We start from the raw sequence: 14,327 nt of genomic DNA, 5'->3' as shown, positions 1-14,327 counted from the left end.
AACAAACTTAAAAATACAAAACAGAAAAATCCCCTATAATATTGCTTGTCGCTGAGAAAAATAGCAGATTACAAGTAGAAAGGGATTTTATTTTATGAAAGAAAAATTATTTAACAAGGGTTTTATCTTGATTACATTGATTAACTTTGTTGTTTATCTGGTTTATTATTTGCTGATGGTTATTATCGCCGTGATTGCCCAAGAGGAGTTGAATGCGTCACTTGGCGAGGCTGGTTTTGCTTCTGGTATTTATATTATCGGAACCTTACTTGCCAGATTATATATGGGTAAAAAGTTAGAATTACTGGGACGTAAGCGAGTTTTAAGATATGGCATTATATTTTTCTTACTAACTACGGTAGCTTACTTATATATGCCGACCATTGGGATAATGTTCTTTATACGCTTCTTAAATGGTTTTGCGTATGGAACAACATCTACGGCCACCAATGCGATTGTAACGGCCTACATTCCTCCGTCTAGAAATGGAGAAGGAATTAATTATTACGGACTTAGCACGAGTCTTGCAGCTGCTATTGGGCCTTTTATTGGGATGATTTTATTAAGTTATACAAGTTTTTATACGATCATTATTTTCTCTTCTGTCATTGTTTTCCTAACAGCCATTCTTTGTTTCTATCTTCCAGTTAAAAATATTGTTTTAACGCCTGAACACAAAAAAGCTTTACAAACTTGGACTGTGAAAAGTTTTATCGAATACAAAGTTATTCCAATTACGTTTATTGCCTTTTTAATGGGGATTTCTTATTCCAGTGTACTCACATTCCTCGCTTCTTATGCAAGAGAAATTAATTTAGTAAGTGCTGGAACTTTTTTCTTTGTTGTTTATGCGTTAGTTATTACCTTTACAAGACCGATGTCCGGGAAAATCTTTGATGCGAAAGGTGAAAAATATGTTATGTACCCTAGTTACATCTTTTTGGCAGTAGGTTTAGTAGTTTTAAGCACTGCGACTTCTAGTTTAGTTTTACTTATCTCAGGTGGACTGATTGGCTTAGGTTACGGCACCTTTATGTCCAATGGCCAAGCTGTTTGTTTGAAGGTTTGTGAGCCACATCGAATTGGTATTGGACTATCTACTTATTTTATTGGACTTGATTTAGGGTTAGGAATTGGTCCTTATATTATGGGCGAAATCCATCATGTATTGTCGTTCCAAGGGATTTATATTATTGCAGGTTTAATTGCCTTTGCCTGTATTTTCATTTATATGTTTTTGTCTAGAAAAAAATCGGTTCATAACACAGTAGAACAAATACAAAGGAGCGAAGAAATATGAATAAATTATTATTAGTTACGGCAGCAGGATATATCGTTGGAATTCACGCCGCTGAGACAGAAAAAACAGCTTCCATTCTTTTAAGTGATGTATATATTAATAACCCTGCACAGCGATTAATTGATCACTTTGAAAGCTTAGAAATTGCTAAAGAACAAATTATTGGCCACAAAAAGTTATCCACAGAAGATGCCAAAGATTTAATTAGTAGATGGCAAGCAAACTACTTTACCACTTCATGATATTAGTAAAAGCATTGCGCTAAGTCGCAATGCTTTTTTATAAAGTTTGATGATTGATATCTAATAATATATTTTCTTGATAGTCGGTCGAAATTTCTATTCTGTTTGGTTTAAGTGGAATGTGTTGTAATATATACGGGAGATTATTGACGATACCGGTATTTTCAGGATTTAAGATCCAAGTTTTTTTCTTAAAATCAAGTATGCCTTCCTCTGTAGCTTTGGGAGTCGGGTAATGATAATCTTCCGGAAGTTTTGCGATAAATAAATGCATGCCGCCAAGATTTTCTCCATTAACAAACCATTTCATTACACCAATATCACGAATTTGATAAGCATTTGCGGGAATACCTGTTTCTTCGGTAATTTCACGTTTAATCGAATGAAGAAGCGATTCTCCCTGCTCAATTTTGCCACCCACTCCATTCCAACTTCCCATCCACGGACTTTTTTGTCTATTTAATAATAAAATTTCATCTGCACGCTCGATAAAGCAAAGTGTATATTGATACATGTCCCCACCTACATTTTCATTTTTGTTTTAGTATAGCACAAATAACAGCATCCGCGTTTTAGTAGGGAGACGGATGCTGTCAGGTGAGCTATTTTATTGAAAAAAGGTTACGCTTAATATAACGAATAAATATGAATAGACTATGAACAATTTATGAAAGTTCATGTTTAATTTTCTCTAATAAATAATCGCCTTGTTTGGTCATGCTGTAATATTTTTGATGTGTATTATTTTTATCACGTTCAATAAAGCCATGAAATTCTAACCAATAAGTACAATATAAAAGTTCATTTCTGGTTGCGTCCCCAACAATACTGCTCTGTAAAAAGTTAATGGTTAGGGATTTAATATTGTAAGTTGGATTTTTCACGACGTTTAGTACCATAAAAATCAGCCTATTACTTGGCCTTTCCATGCCAGAGCCCTTCTTTTCGTTAAATTATCGTTTTCTTGCCTCGTTCACTTTAAGGCGTCTCCCCTTCACTTTACGGGAACGCATCATTTCGAGAACTGCCGGCCCTTTTCCATTAAGTATTTCTACAAATGAAACGTGGTCTTCTATTGTAATAATGCCAATATCTTCTGATGTAATGCCCTCTAATTTTGAAATTGTCCCTACAAAATCTACTGCTCGGATTTTTTTCTTTTTACCACCATTAAAATAGAGTTTCATGATGTTTTTATTTAGTTTTTCGCCGCGTGCTTTCTTGATTGTAGGACGTTTTTGTTGTTTCTTACGGAATGCTTCTTCACTTGCTTTTACTTCAATGATGGTTGGTTTGCGTTTCTTTTGAATCGTGATGTTTAACATGTCTTCAATATCTCGAAGTAATGGATTTTCATTTGTTTTTACGAAACTAATTGCTTTCCCACTATTTCCTGCGCGACCAGTCCGGCCGATACGATGGACATAATTTTCTTTTTCAATAGGTAAGTCGTAATTAATAACTAATGTAACATTTTCCACATCAATTCCTCGTCCAGCTACATCTGTTGCAATTAAAAAGCGTGATTTACCACTTTTAAAATCATCCATCGCACGGAAACGCTCTTCTTGTCGCAGGCCACCATGAATTTTAGCTGCATTTACTTGTAGTAAATCACTTAGTTCATCTACTTGATTTTTAGTGTTACAAAAAATAATCGCACTATCTGGATTTTCTGTGATCAAAACATCTTGAAGCGTCTTTTCTTTGTTTTCTGTTTGCATTTCGATATGTGTGATTGGATTTGTTTTTTCTGCTGCCATTTCAATGACAACGGGATCATCTTGATATCGTTTGATTAAATCATGCATTTCCTCTGGCATTGTTGCCGAAAAGAATAAATTTTGGCGCTTTTTCGGTAAAAACTGTAAAATTTCTTCTACTTGATCAATAAAACCCATACTTAACATTTCGTCTACTTCATCTAATACTAAATAGGCTACTTTATCTACATTCAGTGTGCCTTTTTCAATATGATCTAATAAACGTCCTGGAGTTCCAACAACGATATGATTTTTTTGACTTAGTTCTAGTTTTTGTTTAGCAAAGGGCGATTGACCATAAATTGCCGCCGCTTTAATGCGTTTAAATCTACCAATATTTGTACATTCTGTTTTAACTTGTACGCCGAGTTCTCTCGTTGGAACGATAATTAATGCTTGTGGTTTGTTCTCTTCCCAAATGACTTGTTCAGCAATCGGAATCGCAAATGCGGCTGTTTTACCACTTCCTGTTTGTGATTTTGCCACAATGTCTTTTCCTGTTAATGCAACAGGGATAACTTCTTTTTGAACAGGTGTCGCGTCTTTATATCCTAGTTCATTAATTGCTCGTTTAATTTCTTCACTTAATTTTAAATTATTCATGTCAGTCCTCATTTCCTCATCCCATCATACCATATTTGTTCCCCTAGGATAATACGAATTGTTTGTACTTCCTGCTTTCTTCCTCTAAAATGAACTATAAGCCCCCAAAATAAGGAGGAAAACAATGAATTTAGAGGATTTAAAGAATAAAGTAACTGAATCATTGCCACTGGAAAACCTCGGTCAACTAACAGAAGATGCCACTAACAAAGCAACAGAACTCGGCGAACAAGCGACGAACGTGACGGAAAACTTACAAAATGAAGCGACCAACTTAACGGAAAACTTGCAAGATCAAGCAAGCGGACTTACAGAAAACATACAAGATACTGCAAATGAATTGACTGGTGGTTTTTTGGATAAAATAAAGAACTTATTTCAATAAAAATAGCCTCTTATTAGAATCTATTTCTAATAAGAGGCTATTTTTTAAGTTGTTGCTGTTTTAACTGCTTCGATATGCGCTCCGTTCTCAAAATCATGATTAATGAAGTTAACAAGGCTAAATGTGCCATTTTCATATTCGAATTTTAAAATACATCCGTTTTTCAATCCACTTATTTTGCCAATTTTACTTGTATTTTCCCAGTAACGGGCAAATTGCGCACATGCTGCTCCATGAGAAACAGCAAAAATTACTTCATGCTGTTCTTGACTCATAATACTGTCCATCGTCGAAACTATCCGATTTTGGAAGTCTTTTTCTCGTTCTCCGCCATATGCAGCAAAAAAGTCTCCGTATGGCAGTGTTGGATTTAAATCTTCACTTTCCCCTTCAAATGTTCCAAAATTCCACTCTTTCAATCCTTTTAATCTTATGTAATCCATTTTTGTGACTAATTCTAATGTGTCTGAAGCTCGTTCTGATGTGGAACTGTAGGCTTTATCAAACCGGATATTATTTTCTTGAAAGTAGCTTCCCGCTATTTTGGCTTGTTTGATTCCAAGTTCTGTCAGTGGTGCATCACAAAAGCCTTGAATTTTTTTTCGTTCATTAAACAATGTTTGGCCGTGACGCATTAAATATACTATTTTTTCCATGTAATTCCCTCCAAAATATGGTTTATTTATAGTCTACCATTCCGGAGTAACTCCAAGTCAAGTAATTGTTTAGCTTAATTTTTCCTCTTTTCAACTGTATCTGCTATAATAAAACCACTTAAATGATTCTTACTTGAACGAATATAAATCAAGGAGGAGTTCCAATGGTTTTAAATGTTTATTTGACTTTCAGGACACAATCCAGAGATGCTATTACGTTTTATGAAGAAGTTTTTGGGGGTAAATGTACAGATTTAATGACGTACGGCGAAGTCCATCCAGAAAATGAACCGATTGATAATGAGCTAAAAGATCTAGTGATGAATGCAAGTTTACTGATTGATGGGGTAAAAGTGATGTTTTCTGATATTCCTAAATCTATGCCACTCACTTTTGGTGATAATATTACCTTAGTGATTGATACAGCTGATGAAATGCAACTTACTAAGCAATTTAATCAGCTTTCTGAAGGTGGTACTGTCATCATGCCGCTTGCCAAAACTTTTTGGTCAGAAAAATATGGTCAGGTTACTGATCGCTTTGGTATTGGTTGGCAATTTAATTTATCTTAATTTCAAAAAAGAATCTGAAATAGCTTTCAGGTTCTTTCTTTTCATCCAATTTGCATGACCTTCCATATTAAGTTAAAATAACACGTACCACAGAATGATAAACAACCGAAACGAGGTATTCTTTTATGGCAAAAACGGAATTAAATCCAAAAGTAGACGCATTTCTTAACAAACCAAGTAACTGGCAAGCAGAATTTAAAGCTTTAAGAGCAATTGCAGTCGAGTTCGGACTAACAGAAGAGTTCAAATGGGGCAAACCTTGTTACGCTTTAAATGGTGGCAATGTTTTCCTCATCCATGGCTTTAAAGAGTACTGTGCCCTTCTATTTATGAAAGGTGCGCTACTACGTGATCCTGCAAATATTCTAGTACAACAAACTGAAAATGTGCAAGCTGCAAGGCAAATCAGATTCACTAGCCTTCAACAGATTTTAGATAGGGAGTCTACTTTAAAAAGTTACATTCAAAATGCAATCGAAGTAGAAGCTGCAGGTCTAAAAGTGGCGATGAAGCAGGATAGAGAATTCCCTATTCCCGAAGAACTTCAAACGAAATTTGACGAGCTACCAGCATTTAAAGAGGCATTCGAAGCTTTAACGCCTGGACGTCAACGAGCTTACTTGTTATTTTTTGCAGCACCAAAACAATCTAAAACACGGATTTCACGGATTGAAAAATACCAGGAACAGATATTTGATGGATTAGGACTCAATGATTAAATTTAATGAAGCGCCGGCACGAGACTTAAGATTGTCTTGTATCGGCGCTTATATTCCCGTTTTTTTGTTCTGCGTTTATATCATCCTCTCTTAATAAATTTTATCCTTTATTTTCAATTGAATTATCATGATTTATGGATGTTTTTCACATAGAAATAAAATAAACAAGGATATATATTTATTAGGATGCTCATGCACTCCTCCAAAAAAGATCTCAAAAATAAATTTGAGATCTTTGAAAGATTATTCTTTTTTCTTTTTAACAGTCGGTATAATTGCTATTGAATAGGCAATCGTTGCAATAATCAACACGCTAATATCAAAATTTTTAAATAGAAGTGTTCCAGCACTAAATATTACGATGAAAAAAAGTATGTATCCAATCCATTTTTTATAATTCAAGATGGTTAGCTCCCTAATGATTTTTATCTTCTCACTTTTTGATAACTCGTTTTTACTGGACCTTTCCAAGTCGTTTTACTGTTTGAAAATTCATTTATAACTTTATAATAGTAATATTTTTTATCTGATTTTTTGTAAATCGTTTGCCTCATATATTTATAGGTATCAAATAAACCACTTAATCCTGTTGTAATCATTGCTCTAGCAGCTGCTTTTCCCATTGGTACGGAACCAAGACCACCAGCAATCAAAGCTCTGTACACAAGGTTAACTCCTATGCTTTCTAAATTAACTACTTGTTTGGAAACATATTTATAACTAGATCCGCCACCATCCGTTTGGTTAGAAGTAACCATTTGGAAGATTGGTTCTGCACTCGTTTCTAAATTGCTATTTAAGAAATTAACAGTCTTGCTATTGGTAGACATCTTCCCTCCTATACTATTCTTTTCTTGGTTCTCATTAGCTAATGAAACTGATGGTGCTATGTTTGCAAAAATGAAACAAGTGGCTACTGTAATTATCCATTTTTTTTTCATGTTTTCCCTCTTTCTAAGATGTTTTAGAAATATAGGATAACATGAATAAGGTATGTATAACCGAAACTGTAAAGAAGCGCTAACTTTTTATTTCGAATGGCAATAAAAATGGTTGCCTTAAGAAAATTGTTACATGGCATTGAGCATGATAATGATTTTTATGCTTAAAATATTCTTTCTTTGAGTCATTATTTACAATTTATACAAAGTTAAATTAGGCTGTCACAAAAAATTCATTTTTAAATAAGTTTACATACTATTTTTATATTAAATATGAAAGATTTATTACTTTTTTTAACATAATTTTAAATAGAGGCTGTATATTTATGTATATAGATTACTCGTATCCGTATTATTCATATTAGAAAGCTAAACTCTCTCCTTTTTCAGTATCATGGTAAATATAGAGAATACGGAAATAGCCATCAGTAATGCAAATGTTAATTGAAAAATCGCTGTTTGTTCTGAAAAATAAGCAATCTTTGGTACCATGAGAAAAATAATAATTGGATGTAATATATAAGGATATAACGTATTATTCCCGACTACTATTAAATTAGTTTTTTTAGTAGGAACTAGTATTATCATTAGCATAATCCATAAAAACGCTAAAACAAAAGAGGCAAATACACTTATTAAATAACCTATTATTGATGCACTAAATGTTGCTTTTCCTGCAAAACCTACAAATAAAGAAAAATATGCATTCGGATTCTCTGAAAATAAATAATATGTAAAACTGACTAATATTACTAATGTCACTATACCTATGTATTTATATCTTTTTATCAATTCACGTGTTCTTAATAAGCCATTTGTACTTAAATAAAAACCTGCAATAAAATAAGGAGCAAAGCTAAGTATTCTAGTGATAGTCAAAAATTGTGTACTATAAAAATATCTATTAACAACTGCTAAAACTAACAAAACAACTACTAATAACAATGTGTCCACTGCATATTTCCCCCGTTTATTCGCATAAATTACCAATAATGTCCAAGCTGCGAGTGCTAATAAATACCACAAATGATAAGCTGGAGTAACTAACATTTTCATAGTAATGGCTGGATAATATCCAACCAGGAACCCCAATAATAAAAAGAGTGGCTGGAAAATAATAAAAAGGCCAATTAATCTACCTATTTTCTTAAAATTCCCCTTTTGACTGCATATACCACTAATAAAAATGAATGCCGGCATATGAAATGAATAAATAATATCAAATATCACATCCTCTTTAGAGCCCACTATTAACAAAATATGCCCTAGTATTACCAAAAAAATAAGCATCCCTTTCATGTTAGATATTTGTATGTCGTATCCCGTTGTTTTCAAATTTTCCCCTCCAATAATTAAATAATATCTTTCTCAACTTATAATATACTCTAGAATAAAATTTAAAACAATATAATAACAAAATACTATATATACGGTCTTTTTTTCAAACATAAAAAAGTAAATCCGTCCCCTAATTCAGATTTTAACTTGAAATTGGGAGAATAGAGTCAAACAATGAAAGGATTTTATAGACCAGTTATTTATAGCCTTCACAATTATTTTATCTATTTAATTTGTACACCAATTAAGCTCTCATAGGCTTGGTAAAGCTAGCATAATACTTAATTACTCAACTCTTTTCTCTCCTTCTGTATAAAATAGTACGATTAAAAAGAATTATCAAGGGACGAAAATCCACTTATAGACTACACAATCTCTTAGGCTTTTTCAAATATGTATCTCAATTTAAAAACTATGTATAAAACAAAAGTTAGTATTTACTTGTGTAGCTTTTTTACATGCACTATAAGAAAATTTTTTTATTAAATCAACATATAAAAAAACCGTAAAATAGGCACTGCCACTAAAAAATGAGAAAAAAAGAAAAACACTTTCGTTGAATTCATGTAAAATGAAATTAACGGCGGTGTTTTTTGTGAGTACAAGTGTTGTGTATCCAGTAGAAATAAAAGTAGAAGCAATCAAAATGACGCTAGCTAGCAAAGCAACCAAAGAAATTATGGACACAGCAAGAATCCGACACAAGGGAAAATTTGGTGCGCTGGTATCGAAATGGAGTAACCCATCAGTTTCATCAAGGGGTAGGAAAACAATATAAATATCAAAAAGGTCTCGTTGAATTACCCGAAATAGAGCAATTAAAAATAGCTCTTCGCCAAAAAGAAGAGGGACTGGAAATCTTAAAAAAGTACAAGGCGTTGGAATTGTAAAAGATTACATTAAATATGATAAAAAAAGAATGCAACAAAAATTAGGCCACCAGTCTCCCGTTAATTTCAGGGAACAAGCAGCCTAATCAAAAGTATTTTTATTCAATTCTCATTTTCCTATGTTAGTGTAAATACGAGGGTTTAGCTTTTTTTGAAATCACGCAATGTTGTATCCTAAAATCCTTGGTGTCAACGTATCAATGGCTGTTTCACCATGCCAGTAAATGTGGTACTTACTTTCCCCACTTGGATGCGTTCCCCAAATTTATAGCTTACTTCTTTTTTATAAGCTGACAAGTTCCAAATAATATCACCATATATATAGGCCCCGTTATCCGTAATACATTTTGGAGTAACTAAGCTTCCATCTGGTTTTTTGACCGTAATTGGGATAACTAAATCTGGCTCGTAAGTCACAGGGGTTTCCACTATTTTTTGATAAACCACATCTAGAGAGGTTAGATTTTTCAAACCATATAGCGGTGTTAAATCACTTATTTGATTCCCTTTCAAATCTAATACTTTTAGATTAGTTAAATCTTTTAACGGAGTAATATCCTTTATTTGATTAGACGCTAAAAATAGCACTTCTAATTTATTCAAAAGTTGTAAGCCTTCAAGAGATTTAATGTTGCTTTCATTACCATTTAATCCTTGCACACTATCTAATTCCTTTTGAGAAACAACATCTGTAACACTTTGTTTTCCTAAAGTTCGTTTTACTACTTTCGCTAGATCAGGATCTGGAAAAATTTGATTAATAGGCATCGGATGTGAAATACTTGCTGCATGTACCTTTGTTCCAGAACCAATATTAATACAAAAACCTACAATTAATACTAACATTGCTACTACTACACTTTTTAACCAATTGCTTTTTCTCACTGATCTTCACTCCTTAAAAAAAATTAGAAAAGGAAAATTTCTCTTCATTTCAACAAATTCTTTCTATCGATTTTCCTCATCTCTATATACATATCATACTTGAAATACACAATATCCCCCTTAACAAGTGTTAATTTTTTCTGTTTTTTTACATAAACAATATAAAATATATAGCTTTTCACAATAATAAAGGATAAATTGGCTACAAAATGCAATTAAAACCGGGAATAAATGGACATAAAAAATCTCCAAAACGTTTACTACCCCTAATTCCACGGGAGTCACGTTTTGAAGATTTTCTTAAGTTAATAAGATGAGCTAAAAGAAATTAATATTCATTGGTGTCAAACTATTGCAAGTTACATATCACCATTTATTTTGTTAAGCCACATAGGTAAAATGAAGCTCTTTTCATATTCTCTCGCTTCTTTGGGTATAACGGTTGGATAACTATACCATTAAATAAGACATCCTGCTCCCCAATTTTCACTGTTTTAGCAAACGTGTAGTATACTTTTTCCATATAAATAGGTAAGTTCCACTTAAATTGACCACCTGTATAGCTTCCATTATCGCTAATATAGTTTGGTGTAATTAAGACGCTATCCGGACCTTTGACAGTATTTGAAATAACTAATTTTGATTTGTATTTTAATGGTTCATTTACACATTTTTGGTTGGCCAAATGAATCGAGATTAACTTCTCCAATTTTGCTAATGGGGTTAAGTCTGATAGTTCATTTCTATTTAAATCCAATATTTTTAGGTTGGTTAAATTGGCAAGTCCATCAATATTTCTTAACTGATTTTTACTAATAAACAATGTTTCAAGTTTCGTCAAACCTGCAAGTGCATCAACTTGTGTGAGTTCATTATCTTCGAGTGATAAGCGGACTAATTTATTACTTGGGATGCCATTCAAATTTTCCAGTTTATTATTATCCAAACTGAGTATCGCCAAATCAGTTAAATCTTTTAAAGGAGTGAGATCTCGTATGTGGTTACGCGACAGATATAGCTCTTTTAAATTAGTAAGGTATTGTATGCCTTTGATAGATGTAATCGTGCGACCATTAGCATTACATATTTTCACCTCATCTAGTTCCCCTTGCGAAACAACATCTGTTATATCGCTCTTTTTAAGAATTTCTTTCACTCTTTCCGCTAAAGCACGGTCTGGAAAGATTTGAATAATTGGCAGCGGCTGTGTAATTTTAGCAGCTTGGGCCTTTTTTTCCAAACCTATATTGATGCATACAACAATAACTGTTACTAATATTGCTATTAAAACATTTTTCAACAAATCATTTTTCCTCAATGTTTTACACTCCTCTTTCATAAATTAGAAACAGCAAAAAGAACTTTCGAACGGAATGTGTTTTGTCATCTAGCTAAATATCCTCAAATCTTTCCTCCATTTCAAATATATATTTTAATAAAAGCAATGATTTATGTATATAACAAAAGTTAATCCCCCTATTATCGAGGATAGACAGCACTAAAAGTGTTATATCATCCTCATCTATCCGATAAAAATTCAAATTTAATTTAATGATTCAAGCTCCATTTTGACTCTCGCCTATTGCGAAAGTGAATAATAATCTTTTCAAAAATGTTATTGAACTCTAAAAAAAAACACACTATACTATAAAATGAATAATAAATGACTTTATTTCATTAAAAATGATGGAGGAAATATGGAAAAATTTAAAATTATAAAAACAATACCCAAAATATGCGGTGCTTTCATTTTTTTACTCTTTTTCACATTTTTATTTGGCCACTATGGTGAGCTGAAAACACAAGCTAGTGATGAGTATCCAGGTAATTTTAAGATTACTTCACACAACGTTTATTTATTTTCTAGGAATATATATCCTAATTGGGGACAAATGCACCGAGCTGATTTAATTGCACAAGCGGACTATATGAAAGGTAATGATGTCGTTATTTTAAACGAAGCTTTTGATACAAGTGCTTCACATCGACTATTAAATAATCTTAGAGAAATGTACCCTCATCAAACGCCCGTAATTGGGAGAAGTAAACAAGGTTGGGATAAAACGGAAGGAAATTATTCCAATTTTGCTTTGGAAGATGGTGGAGTGGCTGTCGTTAGCAAGTGGCCTATTGTCGAAAAAAGCCAACATATTTTTCAGCGCGGCGGTGGCGCAGATCGGCTCAGTAATAAAGGATTCGCCTATGTTAAAATTATGAAAAACGGAAAACCTTATCATATAATTGGAACTCATACCCAAGCGGATGACTCGAGTATTTCTAAAGATACTAGCCGGGAGATTCGTGCAGAACAAATGCAAGAAATTCAAACATTTATTGCCCATAAAAATATATCTAAAGAAGAAGTTATCTTTATTGGAGGCGATTTGAATGTTAACTACGGTACAGATGAGTATCATGATATGTTAAAACTTTTAAAAGTTAGCTCTCCAGCAAACTTTAACGGACAAATGGCTACTTGGGATCCAACAACTAATTCGATGTTGAAAGAAAGTTATCCAAAGGCAGCACCAGAATACCTTGATTATATTTTTGTTGAAAACAATCACGCACGTCCAGATTCATGGCATAACAAAGTCTTGCATACCAAGTCACCACAATGGTCTGTGAGATCTTGGTTTAAAACTTATACGTATCAAGATTTTTCGGATCATTATCCTGTAGTTGGTTTTACTGATAATAACTAAAAAACAGCTACAATTTTAAAATTGAAGTACCGTCATTTATTATTCTAACTAGTTAGATTCAGCGTGTGGACCAAAAGTGTCAACTGGGACTTTTTGCTTCACACGTATTTTTTTCTTGAAATCCATTCTAAATAGTCTGATTATAAAGAATTAGGTTGATAATCTTCCAAGAAAGAATCTCATCTAGCTTAATAGAATACACTTATAAATAAAAAAAGTTTGGGACATAACTAAATCTTAACAATAAAAGTTGGAACACAGAAAAGCAGAAATCATTGTATAGTGCCATTTCGAAAAATGGAATAGACATGATTTCTGCTTGTTTTTCATTTTAGAGACCCTTTTGTCCACCCTCAACAAATCTATAGATACTATTTTTACATCCATTAAATCTTCTAAAATACTTAAATGAATTCTTAAATTCCTAGTAAAACTTTTATCCCATTATTTCCAGAAAAAGAGAGTCTTTAAACCCGCTAATGCGTTCATTTGTTAATCTCTATTATCTAAAGAATAATGTCTCTAACAGTTAAATTCTGAAATTTCTTGGCTATTGAGGTTGATTTTATTAATAGGTAACTTTAAATACAACGGTTGTATCACTGTCCCATCAAATTTAGTCTCGATTTCCCAAACTCGCTCATTTTTTTTAAATGTATAGACTACTTCTTTTTTATAAAAAGGTAAATTCCATGTAATATGACCGTTTGCATATTCCCCGTTATCACTAATATCTCTCGGGAAGACTAGCGCGCAATTCGGACCTTTGACCGTATTTGGAATAACGACTTTTGGTTGGTATTCGACTGGTTGATTCACGCATATTTGCCCAGACGCATTTAATGAATTTAACTTCTTCAACTTTCTTAATGGACTTAAATCGCTTAACTCATTTTTACTCAAGTTTAATGTTCTAAGATTAGTTAAATTGGCAAGTCCGTTGATGTTTTTCAGCTTATTCTTACTCATAGATAAGTTTTCTAGGTACTGCGAATGATTCAGTGGATTTACTTCGGATAGTTCATTATTGTCTACTACTAAGTGAACTAATTGTGCAGTCGGTACTCCACTTAAACTTTTTAGCTTATTGTTTTTCAAATAAAGTGAGGATAAATTAGTTAAATCCTTTAACGGACTTAAATCGCTTATTTGGTTCTCGCATGCATGTAACTCCTCCAAGTTTGTTAAAAATTGAACCCCTTCAAGAGATTTGATGTTGCTTCCATCGCAATTCAAATATTTCTTTATTTTATTTAGTTCTTTTTGCGTAACAATATCTGACACACTCTTTTTGCCTAAAACTCTCTTCACTTCATTTGCTAGGCCAG

At 32.8% G+C, this 14,327-nt stretch carries 16 protein-coding genes and 2 pseudogenes; 8 read left to right on the top strand and 10 right to left on the bottom strand.

Going from position 1 to position 14,327, the window contains the following annotated elements:
- Positions 1-94 precede the first annotated feature (94 nt).
- Both JL53_RS07015 and JL53_RS07010 read left to right on the top strand, forming a co-directional pair.
- Positions 95-1,300 (top strand): MFS transporter, encoded by a 1,206-nt coding sequence (locus tag JL53_RS07015; protein WP_003720360.1) that lies wholly within the window; start codon positions 95-97, stop codon positions 1,298-1,300.
- Entirely contained in the window at positions 1,297-1,542 is a 246-nt protein-coding gene (locus JL53_RS07010; RefSeq protein WP_003720361.1) for a hypothetical protein, read from the top strand. Before JL53_RS07015 ends, JL53_RS07010 begins: the two co-directional genes overlap by 4 nt.
- Positions 1,543-1,579: 37 nt before the next feature.
- Here JL53_RS07010 and JL53_RS07005 read toward each other — a convergent pair whose 3' ends face one another.
- The 3 genes from JL53_RS07005 to JL53_RS06995 form a co-directional block, all read right to left on the bottom strand.
- On the bottom strand, positions 1,580-2,056 hold the full coding sequence (locus tag JL53_RS07005; protein ID WP_003720362.1) for an NUDIX hydrolase: 477 nt from the start codon (positions 2,054-2,056) through the stop codon (positions 1,580-1,582).
- Between the two features lie 151 nt (positions 2,057-2,207).
- Complete coding sequence (locus JL53_RS07000) at positions 2,208-2,471, bottom strand: DUF3116 family protein (protein WP_038407190.1); 264 nt, start codon at positions 2,469-2,471, stop codon at positions 2,208-2,210.
- Positions 2,472-2,495: 24 nt separating this feature from the next.
- Positions 2,496-3,908, bottom strand: a complete 1,413-nt coding sequence (locus tag JL53_RS06995) for a DEAD/DEAH box helicase (RefSeq protein ID WP_038407189.1) — start codon at positions 3,906-3,908, stop codon at positions 2,496-2,498.
- Between the two features lie 124 nt (positions 3,909-4,032).
- Between JL53_RS06995 and JL53_RS06990 the strand changes: the two genes are divergently transcribed.
- Positions 4,033-4,293, top strand: a complete 261-nt coding sequence (locus JL53_RS06990; protein WP_038407188.1) for a hypothetical protein — start codon at positions 4,033-4,035, stop codon at positions 4,291-4,293.
- Positions 4,294-4,337: 44 nt separating this feature from the next.
- On the opposite strand, the gene JL53_RS06985 is transcribed toward JL53_RS06990, so the two are convergent.
- On the bottom strand, positions 4,338-4,949 hold the full coding sequence (locus JL53_RS06985; protein ID WP_038407187.1) for a histidine phosphatase family protein: 612 nt from the start codon (positions 4,947-4,949) through the stop codon (positions 4,338-4,340).
- 164 nt (positions 4,950-5,113) lie between these two features.
- Here JL53_RS06985 and JL53_RS06980 point away from each other — a divergent pair, with 164 nt between their 5' ends.
- Positions 5,114-5,521 carry a VOC family protein gene (locus tag JL53_RS06980; protein WP_003720367.1) on the top strand — a complete coding sequence of 136 codons (408 nt, stop codon included), beginning with the start codon at positions 5,114-5,116 and terminating at the stop codon, positions 5,519-5,521.
- 125 nt (positions 5,522-5,646) lie between these two features.
- Positions 5,647-6,240, top strand: a complete 594-nt coding sequence (locus JL53_RS06975; protein ID WP_003720368.1) for a YdeI/OmpD-associated family protein — start codon at positions 5,647-5,649, stop codon at positions 6,238-6,240.
- A gap of 243 nt (positions 6,241-6,483) precedes the next feature.
- On the opposite strand, the gene JL53_RS15665 is transcribed toward JL53_RS06975, so the two are convergent.
- The 3 genes from JL53_RS15665 to JL53_RS06965 form a co-directional block, all read right to left on the bottom strand.
- Positions 6,484-6,642: a hypothetical protein gene (locus tag JL53_RS15665; protein ID WP_003720369.1), complete on the bottom strand. Its 159-nt coding sequence runs from the start codon at positions 6,640-6,642 to the stop codon at positions 6,484-6,486.
- A gap of 23 nt (positions 6,643-6,665) precedes the next feature.
- Entirely contained in the window at positions 6,666-7,181 is a 516-nt protein-coding gene (locus JL53_RS15170; RefSeq protein WP_052010584.1) for a hypothetical protein, read from the bottom strand.
- Positions 7,182-7,550: 369 nt separating this feature from the next.
- Entirely contained in the window at positions 7,551-8,516 is a 966-nt protein-coding gene (locus JL53_RS06965) for an acyltransferase family protein (protein WP_038407186.1), read from the bottom strand.
- A 598-nt stretch (positions 8,517-9,114) separates the two neighbouring features.
- Here JL53_RS06965 and JL53_RS15570 point away from each other — a divergent pair.
- A pseudogene (locus JL53_RS15570) lies at positions 9,115-9,400 on the top strand (IS3-like element ISLmo1 family transposase); the annotation flags it as partial.
- Positions 9,401-9,438: 38 nt separating this feature from the next.
- The gene (locus tag JL53_RS16015) at positions 9,439-9,495 is read left to right on the top strand and encodes a hypothetical protein (RefSeq protein WP_376740591.1); all 57 of its coding nucleotides are present in this window, start codon (positions 9,439-9,441) and stop codon (positions 9,493-9,495) included.
- Positions 9,496-9,598: 103 nt separating this feature from the next.
- On the opposite strand, the gene JL53_RS06955 is transcribed toward JL53_RS16015, so the two are convergent.
- Positions 9,599-10,294: an internalin N-terminal domain-containing protein gene (locus JL53_RS06955; protein ID WP_038407185.1), complete on the bottom strand. Its 696-nt coding sequence runs from the start codon at positions 10,292-10,294 to the stop codon at positions 9,599-9,601.
- 373 nt (positions 10,295-10,667) lie between these two features.
- Positions 10,668-11,612, bottom strand: a complete 945-nt coding sequence (locus JL53_RS06950) for a leucine-rich repeat domain-containing protein (RefSeq protein WP_038407184.1) — start codon at positions 11,610-11,612, stop codon at positions 10,668-10,670.
- Between the two features lie 379 nt (positions 11,613-11,991).
- On the opposite strand from JL53_RS06950, the gene smcL reads away from it, so the two are divergent.
- Complete coding sequence (gene smcL, locus JL53_RS06945; RefSeq protein WP_038407183.1) at positions 11,992-12,999, top strand: sphingomyelinase C SmcL; 1,008 nt, start codon at positions 11,992-11,994, stop codon at positions 12,997-12,999.
- A 522-nt stretch (positions 13,000-13,521) separates the two neighbouring features.
- Here the strand turns inward: smcL and JL53_RS15845 are convergent.
- Positions 13,522-14,313: pseudogene (locus tag JL53_RS15845) on the bottom strand (leucine-rich repeat domain-containing protein); the annotation flags it as partial.
- Positions 14,314-14,327: the final 14 nt, after the last annotated feature.

Source organism: Listeria ivanovii subsp. londoniensis, from assembly GCF_000763495.1.
Lineage (GTDB): Bacteria > Bacillota > Bacilli > Lactobacillales > Listeriaceae > Listeria > Listeria londoniensis.
This window is presented reverse-complemented; position numbering and strand designations above follow the sequence as displayed.

Excerpts from the sequence above, each read along its gene's own strand:
- JL53_RS07000 (WP_038407190.1), bottom strand. The coding sequence starts at position 2,471 with ATGGAAAGGCCAAGTAATAGGCTGATTTTTATGGTACTAAACGTCGTG.
- JL53_RS06995 (WP_038407189.1), bottom strand. The coding sequence starts at position 3,908 with ATGAATAATTTAAAATTAAGTGAAGAAATTAAACGAGCAATTAATGAA.
- JL53_RS06990 (WP_038407188.1), top strand. The coding sequence starts at position 4,033 with ATGAATTTAGAGGATTTAAAGAATAAAGTAACTGAATCATTGCCACTG.
- JL53_RS06980 (WP_003720367.1), top strand. The coding sequence starts at position 5,114 with ATGGTTTTAAATGTTTATTTGACTTTCAGGACACAATCCAGAGATGCT.
- JL53_RS07015 (WP_003720360.1), top strand. The coding sequence starts at position 95 with ATGAAAGAAAAATTATTTAACAAGGGTTTTATCTTGATTACATTGATT.
- JL53_RS07010 (WP_003720361.1), top strand. The coding sequence starts at position 1,297 with ATGAATAAATTATTATTAGTTACGGCAGCAGGATATATCGTTGGAATT.
- JL53_RS07005 (WP_003720362.1), bottom strand. The coding sequence starts at position 2,056 with ATGTATCAATATACACTTTGCTTTATCGAGCGTGCAGATGAAATTTTA.
- JL53_RS15170 (WP_052010584.1), bottom strand. The coding sequence starts at position 7,181 with ATGAAAAAAAAATGGATAATTACAGTAGCCACTTGTTTCATTTTTGCA.
- JL53_RS06975 (WP_003720368.1), top strand. The coding sequence starts at position 5,647 with ATGGCAAAAACGGAATTAAATCCAAAAGTAGACGCATTTCTTAACAAA.
- JL53_RS06985 (WP_038407187.1), bottom strand. The coding sequence starts at position 4,949 with ATGGAAAAAATAGTATATTTAATGCGTCACGGCCAAACATTGTTTAAT.
- smcL (WP_038407183.1), top strand. The coding sequence starts at position 11,992 with ATGGAAAAATTTAAAATTATAAAAACAATACCCAAAATATGCGGTGCT.